Source organism: Streptomyces sp. NPDC088810 (assembly GCF_044750305.1).
Taxonomy (GTDB): Bacteria; Actinomycetota; Actinomycetes; order Streptomycetales; family Streptomycetaceae; genus Streptomyces.
Window position 1 is genome coordinate 163,166 of the sequence record NZ_JBIVJQ010000008.1, and the last position, 17,837, is coordinate 181,002.

Annotated in this window: 19 protein-coding genes; 10 read left to right on the plus strand and 9 right to left on the minus strand. The window is 72.1% G+C overall.

What is annotated here, in order from left to right:
- Window positions 1-16 precede the first annotated feature (16 nt).
- From ACIP4Y_RS25045 to ACIP4Y_RS25085, 9 genes are all read left to right on the plus strand, one after another.
- Complete coding sequence (locus ACIP4Y_RS25045) at window positions 17-967, plus strand: glycosyltransferase family 2 protein (protein WP_401397397.1); 951 nt, start codon at window positions 17-19, stop codon at window positions 965-967.
- Entirely contained in the window at window positions 967-1,335 is a 369-nt protein-coding gene (locus tag ACIP4Y_RS25050) for a GtrA family protein (RefSeq protein WP_358643408.1), read from the plus strand. Before ACIP4Y_RS25045 ends, ACIP4Y_RS25050 begins: the two co-directional genes overlap by 1 nt.
- Window positions 1,336-1,380: 45 nt before the next feature.
- Window positions 1,381-2,409 (plus strand): N-acetyl-gamma-glutamyl-phosphate reductase, encoded by a 1,029-nt coding sequence (gene argC / locus ACIP4Y_RS25055; protein WP_358643406.1) that lies wholly within the window; start codon window positions 1,381-1,383, stop codon window positions 2,407-2,409.
- Complete coding sequence (gene argJ / locus ACIP4Y_RS25060) at window positions 2,406-3,557, plus strand: bifunctional glutamate N-acetyltransferase/amino-acid acetyltransferase ArgJ (protein ID WP_401397402.1); 1,152 nt, start codon at window positions 2,406-2,408, stop codon at window positions 3,555-3,557. The genes argC and argJ overlap by 4 nt, the downstream gene beginning before the upstream one ends.
- On the plus strand, window positions 3,554-4,459 hold the full coding sequence (gene argB / locus ACIP4Y_RS25065; RefSeq protein WP_401397405.1) for an acetylglutamate kinase: 906 nt from the start codon (window positions 3,554-3,556) through the stop codon (window positions 4,457-4,459). Before argJ ends, argB begins: the two co-directional genes overlap by 4 nt.
- The gene (locus ACIP4Y_RS25070; RefSeq protein WP_401397408.1) at window positions 4,456-5,664 is read left to right on the plus strand and encodes an acetylornithine transaminase; all 1,209 of its coding nucleotides are present in this window, start codon (window positions 4,456-4,458) and stop codon (window positions 5,662-5,664) included. Before argB ends, ACIP4Y_RS25070 begins: the two co-directional genes overlap by 4 nt.
- A gap of 7 nt (window positions 5,665-5,671) precedes the next feature.
- On the plus strand, window positions 5,672-6,217 hold the full coding sequence (locus tag ACIP4Y_RS25075; RefSeq protein ID WP_401397411.1) for an arginine repressor: 546 nt from the start codon (window positions 5,672-5,674) through the stop codon (window positions 6,215-6,217).
- 108 nt (window positions 6,218-6,325) lie between these two features.
- Entirely contained in the window at window positions 6,326-6,913 is a 588-nt protein-coding gene (locus ACIP4Y_RS25080; protein WP_358643396.1) for a sigma-70 family RNA polymerase sigma factor, read from the plus strand.
- Window positions 6,903-7,667 (plus strand): hypothetical protein, encoded by a 765-nt coding sequence (locus tag ACIP4Y_RS25085; RefSeq protein WP_401397415.1) that lies wholly within the window; start codon window positions 6,903-6,905, stop codon window positions 7,665-7,667. The genes ACIP4Y_RS25080 and ACIP4Y_RS25085 overlap by 11 nt, the downstream gene beginning before the upstream one ends.
- Window positions 7,668-7,677: 10 nt before the next feature.
- Here ACIP4Y_RS25085 and ACIP4Y_RS25090 read toward each other — a convergent pair whose 3' ends face one another.
- From ACIP4Y_RS25090 to ACIP4Y_RS25130, 9 genes are all read right to left on the minus strand, one after another.
- Window positions 7,678-8,586 carry a serine/threonine-protein kinase gene (locus tag ACIP4Y_RS25090; RefSeq protein ID WP_401397418.1) on the minus strand — a complete coding sequence of 303 codons (909 nt, stop codon included), beginning with the start codon at window positions 8,584-8,586 and terminating at the stop codon, window positions 7,678-7,680.
- Complete coding sequence (locus ACIP4Y_RS25095) at window positions 8,583-10,397, minus strand: ABC transporter ATP-binding protein (RefSeq protein ID WP_401397421.1); 1,815 nt, start codon at window positions 10,395-10,397, stop codon at window positions 8,583-8,585. The genes ACIP4Y_RS25090 and ACIP4Y_RS25095 overlap by 4 nt, the downstream gene beginning before the upstream one ends.
- A gap of 73 nt (window positions 10,398-10,470) precedes the next feature.
- On the minus strand, window positions 10,471-10,635 hold the full coding sequence (locus tag ACIP4Y_RS25100; protein WP_401397424.1) for a hypothetical protein: 165 nt from the start codon (window positions 10,633-10,635) through the stop codon (window positions 10,471-10,473).
- Window positions 10,636-10,754: 119 nt separating this feature from the next.
- Complete coding sequence (locus ACIP4Y_RS25105; RefSeq protein WP_401397427.1) at window positions 10,755-11,558, minus strand: FAD:protein FMN transferase; 804 nt, start codon at window positions 11,556-11,558, stop codon at window positions 10,755-10,757.
- On the minus strand, window positions 11,551-12,312 hold the full coding sequence (locus ACIP4Y_RS25110) for an FMN-binding protein (protein ID WP_401397429.1): 762 nt from the start codon (window positions 12,310-12,312) through the stop codon (window positions 11,551-11,553). The genes ACIP4Y_RS25105 and ACIP4Y_RS25110 overlap by 8 nt, the downstream gene beginning before the upstream one ends.
- A gap of 16 nt (window positions 12,313-12,328) precedes the next feature.
- The gene (locus ACIP4Y_RS25115; protein WP_401397432.1) at window positions 12,329-13,711 is read right to left on the minus strand and encodes a ferric reductase-like transmembrane domain-containing protein; all 1,383 of its coding nucleotides are present in this window, start codon (window positions 13,709-13,711) and stop codon (window positions 12,329-12,331) included.
- Window positions 13,712-14,086: 375 nt separating this feature from the next.
- Complete coding sequence (locus ACIP4Y_RS25120) at window positions 14,087-14,833, minus strand: L,D-transpeptidase (protein ID WP_401397435.1); 747 nt, start codon at window positions 14,831-14,833, stop codon at window positions 14,087-14,089.
- Between the two features lie 3 nt (window positions 14,834-14,836).
- A complete protein-coding gene (locus ACIP4Y_RS25125) occupies window positions 14,837-15,424 on the minus strand; it encodes a pyridoxamine 5'-phosphate oxidase family protein (protein ID WP_401397438.1) in 588 nt (195 codons plus the stop codon).
- 124 nt (window positions 15,425-15,548) lie between these two features.
- A complete protein-coding gene (locus tag ACIP4Y_RS25130; RefSeq protein WP_401397441.1) occupies window positions 15,549-16,409 on the minus strand; it encodes a hypothetical protein in 861 nt (286 codons plus the stop codon).
- Between the two features lie 213 nt (window positions 16,410-16,622).
- Between ACIP4Y_RS25130 and ACIP4Y_RS25135 the strand changes: the two genes are divergently transcribed.
- Window positions 16,623-17,816 (plus strand): argininosuccinate synthase, encoded by a 1,194-nt coding sequence (locus tag ACIP4Y_RS25135; RefSeq protein WP_401397444.1) that lies wholly within the window; start codon window positions 16,623-16,625, stop codon window positions 17,814-17,816.
- Window positions 17,817-17,837: the final 21 nt, after the last annotated feature.

Sequence of the window (17,837 nt, forward strand, 5' to 3'; positions counted from 1 at the left end):
CCAGGGGGGACCCCGCATGCTGATATCGATCGTCGCGCCCTGCTACAACGAGGAAGACGTCCTCGCCCGCTTCCACCAGGAGGTCCAGAAGGTCGCCGAGGAACTGCTGCCCCTCGGCCACGACATGGAGTTCGTGTACGTGGACGACGGCAGCCGGGACCGTACGCTCGCCGTCCTGAAGGGCCTGGCGGATTGCGACCCCCGGGTGCGCTACGTCTCCTTCAGCCGCAACTTCGGCAAGGAGGCGGCCCTGCTCGCCGGCCTGCGGCACGCCTCGGGCGACTCGGTGATCGTCATGGACGCCGACCTCCAGCACCCCCCGGCGCTGATCAAGCGCATGGTCGAGCTGTGCGAGCAGGGCTACGACCAGGTCATCGCCAAGCGCACCCGCACCGGCGACCGGTTCACCCGGACCCTCACCGCGCGCCTGTACTACCGGCTCGTCAACCGCCTGGTCGACGTCGAACTCGTCGACGGCGTCGGGGACTTCCGGCTGCTGTCGCGCCGGGTGGTGGACGCGGTGCTGGCCCTCACCGAGTACAACCGCTTCTCCAAGGGCCTGTTCGCCTGGGTGGGCTTCCCCAGCACCACCTTCGAGTACCGCAACGCCGCGCGCGAGGCCGGCCGCAGCTCCTGGAACCTGCGCGGCCTGCTCAACTACGGCCTCGACGGCCTGCTGTCCTTCAACAACCGCCCGCTGCGGGCCGCGCTGTGGCTCGGTGTGGGGCTGCTGCTGTGCGCGGGCCTGTACACCGCCTGGATCGTGGGTGCCGCGCTCGCGAACGGCGTCCAGACCCCCGGCTATGTGACCATCATCACCACCGTGACGGCCCTCGCGGGCGTCCAGATGGTCATGCTGGGAGTCATCGGGGAGTACACCGGCCGCATCTACTACGAGGTGAAGGGGCGCCCGCACTTCCTGGTGAAGGCGACCAATGTGGAACGGACGAAAGATCTCATTCCCTGATGCGGCAGATTCTGACCTTCGCGGTGGTCGGTGTCGTCAACACGGCGACCTACTACTGCCTCTACCTCCTGTTCCTGACCGGCTTTCCCTATCTCGCGGCGCACGTCCTGGCCTTTCTGCTCAGCATGATCGGATCCTTTTTCCTGAACGCGCGCTTCACCTACCGGATCCGGCCCACCTGGCAGAAGTTCCTGCTGTTCCCGCTGACGAACGTGACCAACTTCCTGATCACCACGGCCGGGGTGTACCTGATCGTGGACGTCCTGCACGCCGGCAGCCGCTTCGCCCCGCTGCTCGCCTCGGCCATGGCCGTCCCGGTCACCTACCTCGTCTCCCGCTGGGTGATGCTCCCCAAGCCGATTGCATAAACGTGCAGCGATACGTATAGTCATGCCATCCAGAGGAGGGTGGACATGGCAGTACGTGCGGCGGTGGCCGGAGCGAGCGGATACGCGGGCGGAGAGGTCCTGCGCCTGCTCCTCGCGCACCCCGAGGTCGAGATCGGTGCCCTGACCGGCAACTCCAACGCCGGACAGCGGCTCGGCGCGCTCCAGCCGCACCTGCTGCCGCTGGCCGACCGGGTGCTGGCCGAGACCACGCCGGAGGCGCTCGCCGGGCACGACGTGGTCTTCCTCGCGCTGCCGCACGGGCAGTCCGCCGCCGTCGCCGAGCAGCTCGGCCCCGGTGTCCTCGTGATCGACATGGGTGCCGACTTCCGGCTGAAGGACCCCGCCGACTGGGAGAGCTTCTACGGCTCCCCGCACGCCGGCACCTGGCCCTACGGCCTCCCCGAACTGCCGGGCGCCCGCGCCGCGCTGGAGGGGTCCAAGCGCATCGCGGTGCCCGGTTGCTACCCGACCGCCGTCTCCCTCGCCCTGTACCCGGCCTACGCGGCCCACCTCGCCGAGCCCGAGGCCGTGATCGTCGCCGCCTCCGGCACCTCCGGCGCGGGCAAGGCGCCCAAGCCGCACCTGCTCGGCAGCGAGGTCATGGGCTCCATGTCGCCGTACGGCGTCGGCGGCGGCCACCGGCACACCCCCGAGATGATCCAGAACCTGAGCGGGGTGGCGGGCGAGCGGATCGCGGTCTCCTTCACGCCGACCCTCGCGCCGATGCCCCGCGGCATCCTCGCGACGTGCAGCGCCAAGGCCGTCGCGGGGGTGACGGCGGACTCGGTCCGCGCCGCCTACGAGAAGGCCTACGCCGACGAGCCCTTCGTCCACCTGCTCCCGGAGGGCCAGTGGCCCGCCACGGCGTCCGTCCACGGTTCGAACGCCGTTCAGGTGCAGGTCGCGTACGACGAGTCCGTGGGCCGCATCATCGCGATCAGCGCCATCGACAACCTGACCAAGGGCACCGCGGGCGGTGCCGTCCAGAGCATGAACATCGCCCTGGGTCTCGACGAGACCACGGGTCTTTCCACGATCGGAGTCGCACCGTGAGCGTCACGGCAGCCAAGGGATTCACGGCGGCGGGCATCGCCGCCGGGATCAAGGAGAACGGCAACCCCGACCTGGCCCTCGTGGTCAACAACGGGCCCCGCCGTGCCGCCGCGGGCGTCTTCACCTCCAACCGCGTGAAGGCCGCACCGGTGCTCTGGTCCGAGCAGGTCCTCAAGGGCGGCCAGGTCTCGGTCGTCGTCCTCAACTCCGGCGGCGCCAACGCCTGCACCGGCCCCCAGGGCTTCCAGGACACCCACGCCACCGCCGAGAAGGCCGCCGAGGTGCTCGGCCGCGGCGCCATCGAGGTCGCCGTCTGCTCCACCGGCCTGATCGGCGTGCTGCTGCCCATGGACAAGCTCCTGCCCGGCGTCGGGACGGCCGCCGCGCAGCTGTCCGAGCACGGTGGCGAGAAGGCCGCCATCGCGATCAAGACGACCGACACCGTCCACAAGACGTCCGTCGTGACCAAGGACGGCTGGACCGTCGGCGGCATGGCCAAGGGCGCCGGCATGCTCGCCCCGGGCCTGGCCACCATGCTCGTCGTCCTCACCACCGACGCCGACCTCGGCAACGAGGAGCTGGACCAGGCCCTGCGCGCGGCCACCAAGGTCACCTTCGACCGCGTCGACTCCGACGGCTGCATGTCCACCAACGACACCGTCCTGCTGCTCGCCTCCGGCGCCTCGGGCATCACCCCCGGGTACGACGAGTTCGCCGAGGCCGTACGGCAGGTCTGCGACGACCTCGGCCGGCAGCTCATCGGCGACGCCGAGGGCGCCAGCAAGGACATCAAGGTCGAGGTGATCAACGCGGCGAGCGAGGAGGACGCCGTCGAGGTGGGCCGCTCCATCGCCCGCAACAACCTCCTGAAGTGCGCCCTCCACGGCGAGGACCCCAACTGGGGCCGCGTGCTCTCCGCCATCGGCACCACGAAGGCCGCCTTCGAGCCGGACCAGCTGAATGTCGCCATCAACGGCGTCTGGGTGTGCAAGAACGGTTCTGTCGGCGAGGACAGGGAACTGGTCGACATGCGCTACCGCGAGGTCCACATCGTGGCCGACCTCGCGGCGGGCACCGAGACCGCGACCATCTGGACCAACGACCTGACCGCCGACTACGTCCACGAGAACAGCGCCTACTCCTCATGAGCACTCGCAAGCACACGGCCCTGCCGAAAGCCCAGATCCTCATCGAGGCGCTGCCCTGGCTGGTCAAGCACAACGGCAGGACGGTCGTCATCAAGTTCGGCGGCAACGCCATGATCGACGAGGACCTGAAGGCCGCGTTCGCCCAGGACGTGGTGTTCCTGCACCACGCCGGCCTCAAGCCGGTCGTCGTGCACGGCGGCGGCCCGCAGATCAGCGCCGCCCTCGACAAGCACGGCATCGTCAGCGAGTTCAAGGCGGGCCTGCGCGTCACCACCGAGGACGCCATGGACGTCGTACGGATGGTGCTCGCCGGGCAGGTGCAGCGCGAGCTGGTCGGCCTGCTCAACCAGCACGGACCGCTCGCCGTCGGCCTCACCGGCGAGGACGCGCACACCATCACCGCGACCAAGCACCAGCCCGAGATCGACGGCGAACCGGTCGACATCGGCCGGGTCGGCGAGATCACCGCGATCGACACGGGCGCCATCGAGGCACTGCTCGCCGACGGCCGCATCCCGGTCGTCTCCTCGATCGCCCGTAGCCAGGACGACGGACATGTCTACAACGTCAATGCTGATACGGCGGCTGCGGCACTCGCTGCTGCTCTGGGCGCCGAAACCCTCATGGTCCTCACGGACGTCGAGGGCCTCTACGAGGACTGGCCGCACAGCGACGAGGTGATCAGCCGCCTCACCGCATCCCAACTGGAGAAACTGCTACCGGAGTTGAGCTCCGGCATGGTGCCGAAGATGGAGGGCTGCCTGCACGCCGTGCGCAACGGCGTGACGACGGCCCGCGTCATCGACGGCCGGGTCCAGCACTCGATCCTGCTGGAGATCTTCACCGACGAGGGCATCGGCACCATGGTCGTGCCCGACCAGCCTGAGGGGGACGCACAGTGACGGGCAATCAGGAGCTGACCCAGCGGTGGCAGGGCGCGCTCATGAACAACTACGGCACTCCGCGCCTGCCCCTCGTCCGTGGCGAGGGCACCACGCTGTGGGACGCGGACGGCAAGCAGTACCTCGACTTCGTCGGCGGCATCGCCACCAACGCCCTCGGCCACGCCCACCCCGCGATCGTCGAGGCCGTGAGCGGCCAGATCGCCGCCCTCGGCCACATCTCCAACCTCTTCCTGGCCGAGCCCACCGTCGCCCTCGCCGAACGGCTGCTCCAGCTCTTCGGCCGGGAGGGCCGGGTCTTCTTCTGCAACTCCGGCGCCGAGGCCAACGAGGCCGCGTTCAAGATCGGCCGGCTCACCGGGCGCACCCACATGGTCGCCGCCGACGGCGGCTTCCACGGCCGGACGATGGGCGCCCTCGCGCTCACCGGCCAGCCCGCCAAGCAGGAGCCCTTCCTGCCGCTGCCCGGCGAGGTCACCCACGTCCCCTACGGTGACGCCCAGGCGCTGGCCGCCGCGGTGACGGAGGAGACGGCCCTCGTCGTCATCGAGCCGATCCAGGGCGAGAACGGCGTGGTCGTGCCGCCGGCCGGCTACCTCAAGGCGGCCCGCGCGATCACCGCCGCCACCGGCGCCCTGCTGGTCCTGGACGAGGTGCAGACCGGCATCGGCCGCACCGGCACCTGGTTCGAGTACCAGGCCCACGAGGGCGTGCTGCCCGACGTCGTCACCCTCGCCAAGCAGCTCGGCGGCGGTCTGCCGCTCGGCGCGACCGTGGCCTTCGGCCGGGCCGCGGAACTGCTCCAGCCCGGCCAGCACGGCACCACCTTCGGCGGCAACCCCGTCGCCTGCGCCGCCGGGCTCGCCGTGCTCGACACCATCGAGGGCGAGAACCTGCTCGACAACGTCAAGCGGCAGGGCGAGAGGGTGCGGGACGGAATCGAGGCGCTGAACCACCCGTTGATCGATTATGTCCGGGGCGCGGGCCTGCTCCTGGGTATCGTGCTCACCGGGCCGCGCGCACCTCAGGTGCAGCAGGCGGCCCAGGAGGCCGGGTTCCTGGTGAACGCGCCCGCCCCCGACGTCGTACGGCTCATGCCGCCGCTGAATGTCCGCGACGACGAGGTGGGTGCGCTGCTCCGGGCGCTGCCCGGCATCCTCGACGCAGCTGGCCCTGTGGATGGGGACGGACGATCCGGAGAATGAGACGACGATGAGCCAGGCGCAGGACCACGAGCAGGCGGCGGGGGCCGGACCCGCCGTACCGCAGACCCGCACCGCACGGCACCGCCGGATCGTGGACATCCTCAACCGGCAGCCGGTGCGGTCGCAGAGCCAGCTGGCCAAGCTGCTCGCCGACGACGGGCTGAGCGTCACGCAGGCGACGCTCAGCCGGGACCTCGACGAGCTGAACGCGGTGAAGATCCGCAACACCGACGGCGACCTGATCTACGCGGTGCCGAGCGAGGGCGGTTTCCGTACCCCGCGCGCCCCGCTGGGGGGGTCGGCGAAGGAGGAGCGGATGCGGCGGCTCTCCCAGGAGCTGCTGATCTCCGCGGAGGCCTCGGCGAACCTGGTGGTCCTGCGCACTCCGCCGGGGGCCGCGCAGTTCCTGGCCTCCGCCATCGACCAGGCGGAGCTGCACGACATCCTGGGCACGATCGCCGGCGACGACACCTTGCTGCTGATCAGCCGGGACCCCACCGGGGGGCAGGCGCTGGCGGACCATCTGCTGCGGCTGGCGCAGAACGGCCACTGACCGCATGCGGGGTCCGCCCGGCCGACGCAGAATGGGCATGTGATCTTCCGCGGCGAGCGGGCCGGGGGCCGGGCAATCCCCTGGCGGCCGTCGAACGTATACAGAGGTGTGTCGGGAAACCGGTTCCCCGTCGGCCGCCTCCCGGACGAGGCTCTGCTGTCCGGGCTGGCCGCCGGAGATCCGGAGCTGGCTGGGCTCTTCGTACGGAGGTTCCAGCATCGGGTCTTCGGTGTGGCCATGGCGGTCACCGGGGACCAGCAACTAGCCGAGGACGTCGCCCAGCAGACGTTCGAGCGTGCGTGGCGTCATGCGCAGATCTACGACTCGCGTCGCGGCTCGGTCATGACCTGGCTGACGAGCATCGCGCACAACCTGGCCATCGACGCCGTCCGTGCCCGGCGGACGGAGCCGATGGCGCCCGAGGACCTCGAGGACCTGCTGGACGTCGTCACCGAGACCCCCGAGCAGTGGGCGCTGGCCGACGAGGCCTCCGCCCAGGTCCGGGCCGCCCTGGCACGGCTGCCACGGGAGCAGGCCAGGGCGCTGATGATGGCCGGAATCTACGGCATGACGGCCCGGCAGGTCGCCGACGCGGAGCGGATCCCGCTGGGCACCGCCAAGACGCGGATCAGGACGGCGATGGCAAAGCTGCGCACCACCGTCGCGTCTGCGAAGCGAGGCGACCATGTCCGGTGACGTGGACTGCGAGAAGCTGCGGGAGATCGGTTCCGAGCTCGCGCTGGGCGTGCTGCCCGGCCGGGAGCGGGCCGAGGCGGTCGCCCACCTGGACCGGTGTGCGAACTGCCGGGAGTACGTCCGGCAACTGACCCAGGTCGGTGACCGGCTGGTCGGCCTGCTGCCGGACCGCGAGCCGCCGCTGGGCTTCGAGACCCGCGTGGCGCGCAGTCTCGCCCGGCAGGCGTCCGCGTCCGAGAGGCAGCGGCCCGCCCGCGCCTACGGCCGCCCCCGCCCGGGCCCGCACCGCGGCGCCCGGCGGGCCCGGGCGCGGGCCGCGGCGGTCGGGGCCACCCTCGCCGTCGCCGTCGGATTCGCCGGCTGGGCGATCGGCACCGCCGTCGAGCAGGTCGTCGCCTCGCCGCCCGCCGTCGAGTCCGAACCGGTGATGGTCGGGGACATGACTCCGGCGGGGCACGGCGGGCAGCCCGTGGGCGAGGTCTACGCCCACCCGGGCCCGCCCGGCTGGGTCTTCGTGTCCGTCGCCCTCACCGGCACCCGGTACACCGGCCCGGTCACCTGTCTCCTCGACCGCCCCGACGGCACGAGCCTGCGCGTCGGCGACTTCGCCCTGCGCGACGGACACGGCGACTGGGGCGTGGCGGTGCCCGGCGACCTCACCCGGTACTCCGGCGCCCGCCTGACGTCCCCCGACGGCACCGTCCTCGCCACCGCCCAGCTGCAGAAGGGTCAGGTCACGACCCCGGAGGCGTGAACAGCCCCGCTCACCGGCCGCGGCGCGGTACCGGCAGGACGGCCTCCAGGGCGGCGGCCAGTGCGGCGACGGTGGGCCGCGCCACGGGATCGGGCCGCAGGCAGCCGTCGACGGCGGCGGCGAGCGCGGGCGGCAGCCGCCGCCGCGACCCGACCGGCGGCGCGGTCCGCTCCGGCTGCGGATACCAGTCGTCCGGGCCACCCGTGCCGGTCCCCGAGCACGGCTCGTCCCCGGCGTACGGCCGCTCGGCCGTCCCGCCGGTCGTGCGGCACTCGAACGGCAGGCCACCGCAGGCGGCCTCGAACAGGGTGATGCCGATGCCCCACACGTCGGCGGCGGCCGTGAGCGGCCCGCCGCGGGCCTGCTCCGGGGCGAGATAGCAGCAGGTGCCCACGCCCGCCGGGGCGGGCCCCGGAGGCCGGGCGACGCTCAGGTCCAGCACCTTCGCCAGTCCCCGGTCCACCACCACGTTCGACGGCTTGAGGTCCAGGTGCAGCAGACCCCGGCCGTGCAGGTAGTGGGCCGCGGAGCACAGCTGCACCCCGAGGAGCGCCACGTCGGCCGCGGACGGCCGGTGCCGCAGCCGGTGCAGCAGGTGGGACAGCGTCTCACCGGTCAGGGTCTCCAGGACGACGAGCGGCTCGGGCTCCGTGCGGACGTCGTAGGCCCGGACCAGGTGGGGATGGGTGAAGTCCCGCAGCCACCGCCCCTCGCGCAGCAACCGCTCGCCCAGCCGCCGCTCGCCGCGCCGGTCGGGGCGCACCAGCTTGATCACGCACCGGCAGTCCCGTTCCGCGCTCCAGGCGTCGTAGACGTCCAGCCAGCCGGTGCGGGCCAGGCCCGCGAGGATCTCGTAGCCCGGGACCGGTTCGGTGCCGGGCGGCAGGGGCGGGGTGTCGGGCACGGCGGTGACACTCATGACAGCACCGCTCCCGTGTGCAGCCGGTGCAGCCGGGCGTAGGCGCCGTCGTGGCCGAGCAGGTCGTCGTGGGCGCCGTGCTCCACGATCCGGCCGTGGTCGAGGACGACGATGCGCGTGGCGTCGCGGACGGTCAGCAGGTTGTGGGAGATGACGACCGTGGTCCGCCCGGCCATGAGCCGGCGCAGCGGGTCCATGATCCGCCGGCCCGACCGCACGTCGAGCCCGGCCGTCGGCTCGTCCAGGAGCAGTACGGGCGCGTCCCGGATCATCGCGCGGGCGATCGCCAGGCGCTGGCACTGGCCGCCGGACAGGGTGCGGCCGCGCTGGTCGACCAGGGTGTCGTAGCCCTCGGGGAGCAGCTCGATGAACTCGTGCGCGTCCGCCGCCCGCGCCGCGGCCACGATGTCTCCGTCCGTGGCCCCCGGCCGGCCGTAGGCGATGTTGTCCCGGACGGTGCCGTGGAAGACGAGCGTCTCCTGGAGCACCACCGCCACGCTCTCCCGGACGCCGGACAGGCTCAGCTGCCGCAGATCGGTCCCGTCGAGGCGGACCGCGCCCCGGTCGGGGTCGTAGAAGCGCAGCTGGAGCTTGGCGACGGTCGACTTGCCCGCCCCGCTGGCGCCGACCAGTGCGAGCGTCTCCCCGGGCGCCACGTGGAAGGACACGTCCGACAGCGCCCAGGACGGGCCGCCGGGATAGCGGAACCACACCCCGTCGAACTCGAGCTCGCCCCGTGCGCGGCCGGTCCGCCGGGCGCCGGGAGCCTCGGCCACCTGGGGCCGCTGGTCCAGCAACTCGATGATCCGTTCCGCCGAGGCGGAGGCCGCGTAGAAGGTGGTGCCGAGGTGCGACAGGCCGCGGACCGGGCCGTACAGCTTGCCGATCAGCGCGAGGAAGACCAGCAGTCCGCCGAGCGTGAGCTGACCCTGGGCCAGCTTCCAGGTGCCCAGACCCATCACCGTCAGGCCGCCGGCCACCTCGATGATCTCCACGACGGGACCGTAGACGGCACGGATCCGTGCCGAGGCCATCGCCGCCCGGAACCGGCCGAGGTTCTCCCGCTCGAACCGGCGCTCCTCCCAGCCCTGCCGGTTGTACGCCTGCACCAGCACGACGTTGCCCAGCGACTCCTCGGCGATCGCACTGAGCGAGCCGCTGCGCCGTCTGCGCTCCCGGGACGCTTCCTTGATCAGCCGCGAGAAGTGCCGGGCGGCGCCCCAGAACAGGGGCACCACGGCCAGGGCGAGCAGGGTCAGGTCCCAGCGCAGGTAGCACAGCAGGCCGAGGAAGACACCGAGGCGGACCACGTAGTAGAGGGCGTCCGCCACGCCGGAGAGCAGGAACGTCTCCACCGCGTCGACGTCGCCCGTGACCCGGGACAGCACGTCCCCGAGCCGCCGGCGCTCGAAGAAGCCGAGCGACAGCCCCTGGACGTGCCGGAAGACGTCGGAGCGCAGGGCGAGCAGGAAGCGCTCGCCGACCCAGGTGGAGGTGACGTCGTCGGCGAAGCCCAGGATGCCGGAGCAGACGACCAGGCCCAGGTAGGCCGGCGCGATCCACAGGAAGGGGTGCAGGTCGCGGGGGACGAGGACGTCGTCCACGACGATCTTGAAGAGCCACAGCTCGGCCGCGTCGACGACGGGGCCGGTCAGGCTGAACAGGACGACCGGCACGAGCCAGCGCCGGCCGCCGCGGGTGTACGGCCAGAACCGCCGGAACACCTCGCGCGGGGGCAGCGGGGGAGCCGCCGGCACCACGGCGTCCGAGGTCTCGCCCAGCGAGAGCAGACGCCGCAGGACATGCGCCATGGCGTGCGTTCCTCGGGGATCGGCGGAGCGGACCGGGTCCTCCGGCCTCCGGTCCGCTCAGCTGCGTAGGCGATCAGTACTTGTCGTGGCTGTGACGGTTGCCGTGGTCATGGCGGTTGCCGTGACCGGTGTTGTGGTCGCCGTGGCCGTGACGGTGCCCGTGCCCCGAGCTGTCGTGCCGTGACGTGTCCTTGCCGTGGTCCCGCTTCGCGGGCATCAGGCTGCTGAAGATGGCCATGTCGTTTCCTCCTGGAACTTGCCTCACATGGGATACGTCCCAAGACGGACGTCGGATGGCGTTCCGGAGAAAAACATGGCGTCCCGGGTGAAAAAGGTGACACGCGGTACCCGGGTGATTCAGCCCAGGCGCGCCGCCAGCCCCCCGGTGCACCGCACCTCGTCGCCCGCGGTGATCAGCAGGGCCTCCACGTCCGGCAGGGACTCCAGCCACGCCAGGCCCGCCCGGGATCCCATCGCGAACGCGGCCGTGGCCCAGCAGTCCACCCAGGTCAGCCGGGGTCCCACCACCGTCACCGCCACCAGGTCCGTCACCGCCGAACGACCGGTGCGCGGATCCACGATGTGCGCCCCCCGCTCCGCCGTACCGGAGGTGGCCACCGCGAGCTCCGCCGTGCCGGCCGCCGAGATCACCGCCGCCAGCCCGCCGGGCCGCAGCGGATCGGCCACCCCGACCCGCCAGGCGCGCTGCGGCTCCGGCGCGCCCAGCAGCTGCACGTCCCCGCCCCCGTTGACGCTCACCCCGCGCACCCCGGTCACCGCCGCCAGCACCCGGGCCGCCCGCTCGGCTGCCCAGCCCTTGACGATGCCGGTGGGGTCCAGCGAGCCCTGGTAGCGCGGGCTGAACCAGCCCTCGCTCACCCGCTCCGCCTCGGCCGCCAGCTCCAGCACCTCGGCCACCTCGGGAGCGCACTCCGGGACGGTCAGCTCGCCCCGGGCCAGCCGCGACACCTCGCTGTCCTCGCGGTACGTGCTGAACAGCGCGTCCGCCCGGTGCAGCCCGGCGACAGCCTTGGCGAGCGCCGCCCCTACCGCGTCCGGTTCCCCGCCGCGGACGTCGAAGGAGAAGACCGTCCCCATGACCTCCTCCGCGTGACGCACCGCGGCGGGCGTCTCGGCCTGCTCGGCCACCGTGTCAGCCACCGGCCTGGTCCAGCGCCGACTGCAGGGACTGCCGGTAGCCGGTGCTGGTGTAGGTGGCGCCGGAGACGGCGTCGATGTCCGCCGTTCCCGCGGCCACGGCCTCCTGGTTGAGCCTGGGGACGGCGAGCTGGGTCTTCTGGTCGCTCAGGCCGCCCTTGGGTGCCTGGACCGCCTCCGCCTTGGTGATCTTCCCGCCGCTGACCGTGATCCGGACCTGGACCGGCCCGTACTGGGTCTGCACGGCCTTCCCGGTGACCGTCCGGGCCTGCGCCGAGCCGGCCGCACCCGAGGTGCCCGACGACGCCGGCTTCATCTTGTCCAGCGCGGACTGCAGCGACTTCTTGTAGCCCTCGCTGGTGTACGTCGCCCCGGAGACGGCGTCGATGTCCGCCGTTCCCGCGGCCACGGCCTCCTGGTTGAGCCTGGGGACGGCGAGCTGGGTCTTCTGGTCGCTCAGGCCGCCCTTGGGTGCCTGGACCGCCTCCGCCTTGGTGATCTTCCCGCCGCTGACGGTCAGCCGTACCTGCACGGCCCCGTACTGGGTCTGCGCCGCGTCACCGGTCACCGTGCCGGAGCCGGCCGGGGTGCCGCCCTGCGGCGACTCCTGCCCGGCCGCCGTCTGCTGCGGGGCCGCGCCCGCCGCCGACGCGGCGGCCGGATCCGAGGCAGGCTTCAGCGACAGCAGCAGCACGACACCGGACACGGTCGCGGCGGTGGCCAGCACGACCCGCCGCACGGGGTGGCTCTTCCTCATCGCTTCGCAGCTCCGCTCACATCTCGAACGACTCGTGGTGGATACGGCGGGCGGGCACCCCCGCCTCCCGCAGGGCCTCGTAGACCGACTGCGCGAACCCGGGCGGGCCGCACATGAAGACGTCGTGCGTCTCGATGTCGGGGATCTTGCGCTGGAGGTTCTCCGCGGAGATGTCCGGCCGCTCGCCCTCCGGGCTGTTCACGGCGTACATCAGCCGGGCGCCCCGCTCCTCGGCGATCGCCGCCAGCTCGTCCCACAGCGCCAGGTCCTGGGTGGTGTTGGCCCGGTACAGCAGCGTGATGTCCCCGGCCGCCCCGGGCAGCGTCTCGAACAGCGCCCGCATCGGCGTGATGCCGACCCCGCCCGCGACCAGCAGCACCTTGCCGCGGCTGCGGCGCTGCGCGGTGAGCGCGCCGTACGGGCCCTCCGCCCACACCTTCGTCCCGGGCGTCAGCTCGCGCAGCCGGGCGCTGTGGTCGCCGATCGCCTTCACCGTGATCCGCAGCATGTCGGGGCGCGGGGCGGCCGACAGGGAGTACGGGTGCGAGCTGAACCGCATGCCGGGGGCGAGGAACCGCCAGCGGAAGAACTGGCCCGCCTCCGCGCCCATCCGGTGCAGCCTGCGCCCGCCGATCAGCACCGACACGATGCCGGGCGTCTCCTCGATGACCGCCTCCACGCGCATGCGGTGCCGGAGGTTCAGCCGGATCGGGGTGAGGATCCGGTACCAGAGCACCAGCGCGGTGACCGCGCCGTACAGGCCGTACCAGAAGGTCTTGGCGGTGGGCTCCACCGCGAAGTCGTTGCCGGTGGTGATCTGGTGCCAGAACGTCAGGAACACCGCCGCGTACGTCAGCAGGTGGACGTGGTACCAGGCGTCGTACGGCAGCCGGCGGCGGACCGGGCCGATCGACGTCAGCCCGATGACCACGAACAGGCCCATGCCGATGGCGGCTTTGCCCATGTCCGGCAGCTGGTCGATGGAGTCGACGGTCTGCTGGACGATGTCGCCGAGGGACTTGCCGGCCTGGAGCGCGTAGCCCCACATGGTGAGGAAGACGTGCGCGACGATCAGGCACAGCGTGTACCGGCCGCTCATCGCGTGCCAGCGGGCCACCCGGTCCGAGCCGACCCGCCGCTCCAGCGCCGGGACGCGTGCCATCTGGAGCACGACCAGCGCCATCAGATAGCCGGCCAGCAGGCCGGTGATCCGGCCCGCGTTGAGGATCCGGCCCGTGGTGTCGGCGATGGCGGGGGTGTTGTGCCACCAGAGCCACAGCACGGCCGCCGCGCCCGCCCAGAGGGCGAGCAGCAGCGGGACGGCCGGGGAGCGGCGCGGGCGGATGCGGCGCATCGTCTGTCGGCGGGCGGCACGTCCGCCTGCGAGCGTGGTGGTCACGGTTCCTCCGTGGGGACTTGACCCTTGGCCCACAGATACGTGCCGCATGCGCTGCGTGTTCAGAGGCCGGCCGAGTCCGGCGCGCAGCATCTCCGCCGGGCCCGTTGAGGGCGTACAGCACCCGTGCGCCCCGTCGGCGGGCGATCGCCTCCGGCTCGCCGCCCAGGGCCAGGGTTTCGGCACCGCGCGCCCGGTACGGCAGGGTGACCTCGCCGGGCAGCGTCTCGAACAGCGCCCGCAGCGGGGTGACACCGGCGTCGGCCGACGATCAGCAGGGTGCGCCGGCCGGCGGCCCGGTCGGCGGTCAGGGCGCCGTACGGGCCCTCCGCCCCCACCTGGGTGCCGGTGCGCAGCAGGGACACGGCCGCGGCGCCGTCAGTACCGGGTGACCGCCGTGTCCCCGCCCACCGTGCCGATGGCCATGTGCGGCTTCGCCGCCGGGTCGGTCCAGGCGAGGATCCGCCGCATGTCGTCCTCCGGCACCGACACACAACCGGCCGTCGCCGCCTTCCCGTTGGCGTGCAGGAAGATCCCGGCGCCCCGCCCGCGCACCGGCCGGTCGTAGTTGAAGCCGATGACCAGGCCGTACGCGTACTGCGCCTGGTAGTCGACCAGATGCTCGGACTCGGCGGCGCGGCAGTCTGCGGGCAGGGGGTCGACCCAGCGGTTGTAGGAGGCGGAGTCGTTGTCCTGGCACCACCAGGAACTCGCTCTCACTGCCCGGTACTCGACCGTCGTACCGGCCGGCGCCGCCTTGATGCCGAAGCCGAAGGGCAGGTCGTACAGCCCGGTCGGTGTCGTGTTCGTGCCCTGCTTGCGGGTGCCGCCCTCCACCAGTCCGCCGGCCCCGAACCGGGCCGGTGCGGATCCCGCCTGGACCCACTGCCCGTCCCGCAGCTCCCACCAGCCGACCGTGCCCGCCGTGGCGCCGGTGTCCGGGGCCTGGGCGACGATCAGCTGGCTGCCCCCGCCCGTGTCCGCCATCGTCGCGGGCAGCGGCAGCGGCAGCGGCAGCGGCAGCGGCAGCGGCAGCGGCAGCGGCACCGGGCCGGAGCCGGGCGCCGCGCCCAGCAGGGCGAGACAGGAGGCGGAGACGAGGGCGAGGACCACACCGGGGCGCATGGCTCAGACGGTAGACGGCGGCAGTGGCAACGGCAGGCCGGGCAGTCCGTCCAGGCTGGTCGCGATGTGCTCCTTCTTGGTGAAGTACGCGTCCAGGGAGGCGTCGTCCTCGCGGGAGAAGCGCTTCGCGTGCAGATCGCGCTCCGCCTCGTACGCCATGTAGGGGACGGCGTACCCGCAGGAGTCCCGGACCAGTTCGGCGTGGACGACGACGACCGCGCGCAGCCCGTGCAGGCCCGGGTCGATCTCCGGGAAGTGGGCGAGCAGGTCCGGGAAGCGCGGGTCGTCGCGGAAGACCGGCTCGCCCCGGCCGTGCACGCGCACGATGGTGGGCGGGCCCTGGAAGGCGCACCACATCAGCGTGATCCGCCCGTTCTCCCTCAGGTGGGCGATGGTCTCGGCGGTGGACCCGGCGAAGTCCAGGTACGCCACGGTGCGTTCGTCCAGCACGGCGAAGGAGCCTTTGAGGCCCTTGGGGGAGAGGTTGACCGTGCCGTCGCCGGAGAGCGGGGCGGTCGCGGTGAAGAAGAGGGGCTGTTCCTCGATGAACGTGCGCAGCCTGCCGTCTATGCGCTCATAAGTCTTTCCCATGACTAACGATTATCGGCGACAACTTCTTCGGCTGTCTAAGTAATTGACGGATCCGGCCGGACCGGAGTGCCGTGGCCGCCCCCGAACCTGCGCGTCCGGGGGGCGGCCACGGCGGCCCGTCACCTCACTTCGTGAGGGTGCAGGCGGCCAGCGAGTCCAGACCCGTCGGCTTGGCCGAGGTGCGGCCGATGGAGATGGCGATGCGGTCGATGGTCGAGGCGCGCTTGTCCTTCAGGGGGCCGAGGATCGCGTTGTTGACGAAGTTGGGGCCGCCCTGGCCGACCGTGTCCTTCAGCCGCTTGTTGGCCTCCTGGATCTGGGTCTGCAGGAGGGCGAGGTTGCGGTCGACCTCGGCCTTCGCGGAGGCGGGCACGGCGGGCAGCTTCGAGGCGACGTCCGGGCAGCTGATCGTGCCCGCCGCGGTGCTCCCGCCGGCCGCCTTGCCGGCACCCGACTGCTGGTTCGCCGCGCCGCCCGGGGCGGCCGTGGCGGACGCCTGGCCGCCGCCCGCGTTGGCGCCCGCGCCCCCGGTCCCGCCCCCGTTCAGCGAGCAGGGCGCCAGCGCGTCCAGCCCGGCCGGCTTGGCCGCCGTACGCCCGATCGCCGTGGCGATGCGGTTGACGGTGGCCACGCGCTTGTCCTTCAGGGGGCCGAGGATCGCGTTGTTGACGAAGTTGGGGCCGCCCTGGCCGACCGTGTCCTTCAGCCGCTTGTTGGCCTCCTGGATCTGGGTCTGCAGGAGGGCGAGGTTGCGGTCGACCTCGGCCTTCGCGGAGGCGGGCACGGCGGGCAGCTTCGAGGCGACGTCCGGGCAGCTGATCGTCCCGGGGCTCGCCAGGGTGCGGGCGCCGGTCGCGGTGTCGCTCTTGGCCGGGGTGCCGGCGAGGGCGGAGCCGGCGATCACCGCGCCGGACAGCACCACGGCGGCGGCGCCGCCGATGATCGCCACGCGACGCTGGTTGTACTTCGGAAGGGCCCTGGACATGCGGATGCCTCACTTGGGTCAGGAGCGGGTCTGGTCGACCCCCGGTCAGGGGGCCTGGGCAACGCGGCGCCTGCGTTCGGGGAGGAGTACGCGAAAGCGGTTTCCCGCGTTCAGCCTCGCCGCGAATTTCCCGCGCATCCGATGCTGATTGACGAAACATGCAGAACCCTGCATACTCATGCATGTCAGCGAATGCACTGTGAGGAGAAACCCGTGACCGAGCGCGTCGTACTCGCCTACTCAGGCGGTCTGGACACCTCCGTCGCCATCGGCTGGATCGCCGAGGAGACGGGCGCCGAGGTCATCGCCGTTGCGGTCGACGTCGGCCAGGGCGGCGAGGACCTGGACGTCATCCGCAAGCGCGCCCTCGCGTGCGGCGCCGTCGAGGCCGAGGTCGCGGACGCCAAGGACGAGTTCGCCGACGAGTACTGCCTCCCGGCGATCAAGGCCAACGCCCTCTACATGGACCGCTACCCGCTGGTCTCCGCCCTGTCCCGGCCGACGATCGTCAAGCACCTCGTCGCCGCCGCCAAGAAGCACGGCGCCACCACGGTCGCCCACGGCTGCACCGGCAAGGGCAACGACCAGGTCCGCTTCGAGGCCGGCATCGTCGCGCTGGCCCCCGACCTGAAGTGCATCGCCCCGGTCCGCGACTACGCGATGACCCGGGACAAGGCGATCGCCTTCTGCGAGGAGAAGCAGCTCCCGATCGCCACCACCAAGAAGTCCCCGTACTCCATCGACCAGAACGTCTTCGGGCGCGCGGTCGAGACGGGCTTCCTGGAGGACATCTGGAACGCCCCGATCGAGGACATCTACGAGTACACCTCCAACCCGGCCGTCCCCCGCGAGGCCGACGAGGTGGTCATCTCCTTCAAGGAGGGCGTCCCGGTCGCCATCGACGGCAGGCCCGTCAGCGTCCTGCAGGCCGTCCAGCAGCTCAACGAGCGCGCCGGCGCCCAGGGCATCGGCCGGATCGACATGGTCGAGGACCGCCTGGTCGGCATCAAGTCCCGCGAGGTCTACGAGGCTCCCGGCGCGATCGCCCTGATCACCGCCCACCAGGAGCTGGAGAACGTCACCGTCGAGCGCGAACTCGCCCGCTACAAGCGCCAGGTCGAGCAGCGCTGGGGCGAACTGGTCTACGACGGCCAGTGGTTCTCCCCGCTCAAGCGCGCCCTGGACGGCTTCATCAACGAGGCCAACCAGCACGTCACAGGCGACATCCGGATGACCCTGCACGGCGGCCGCGCCGTCGTCACCGGCCGGCGCTCTACGGAGTCCCTGTACGACTTCAACCTCGCCACCTACGACACGGGCGACACGTTCGACCAGTCGGCGGCCAAGGGCTTCATCGACATCTACAGCCTGTCGTCGAAGATCGCCGCCAAGCGGGACCTCGCGTAACACGCGCGGGTCACCTCACGC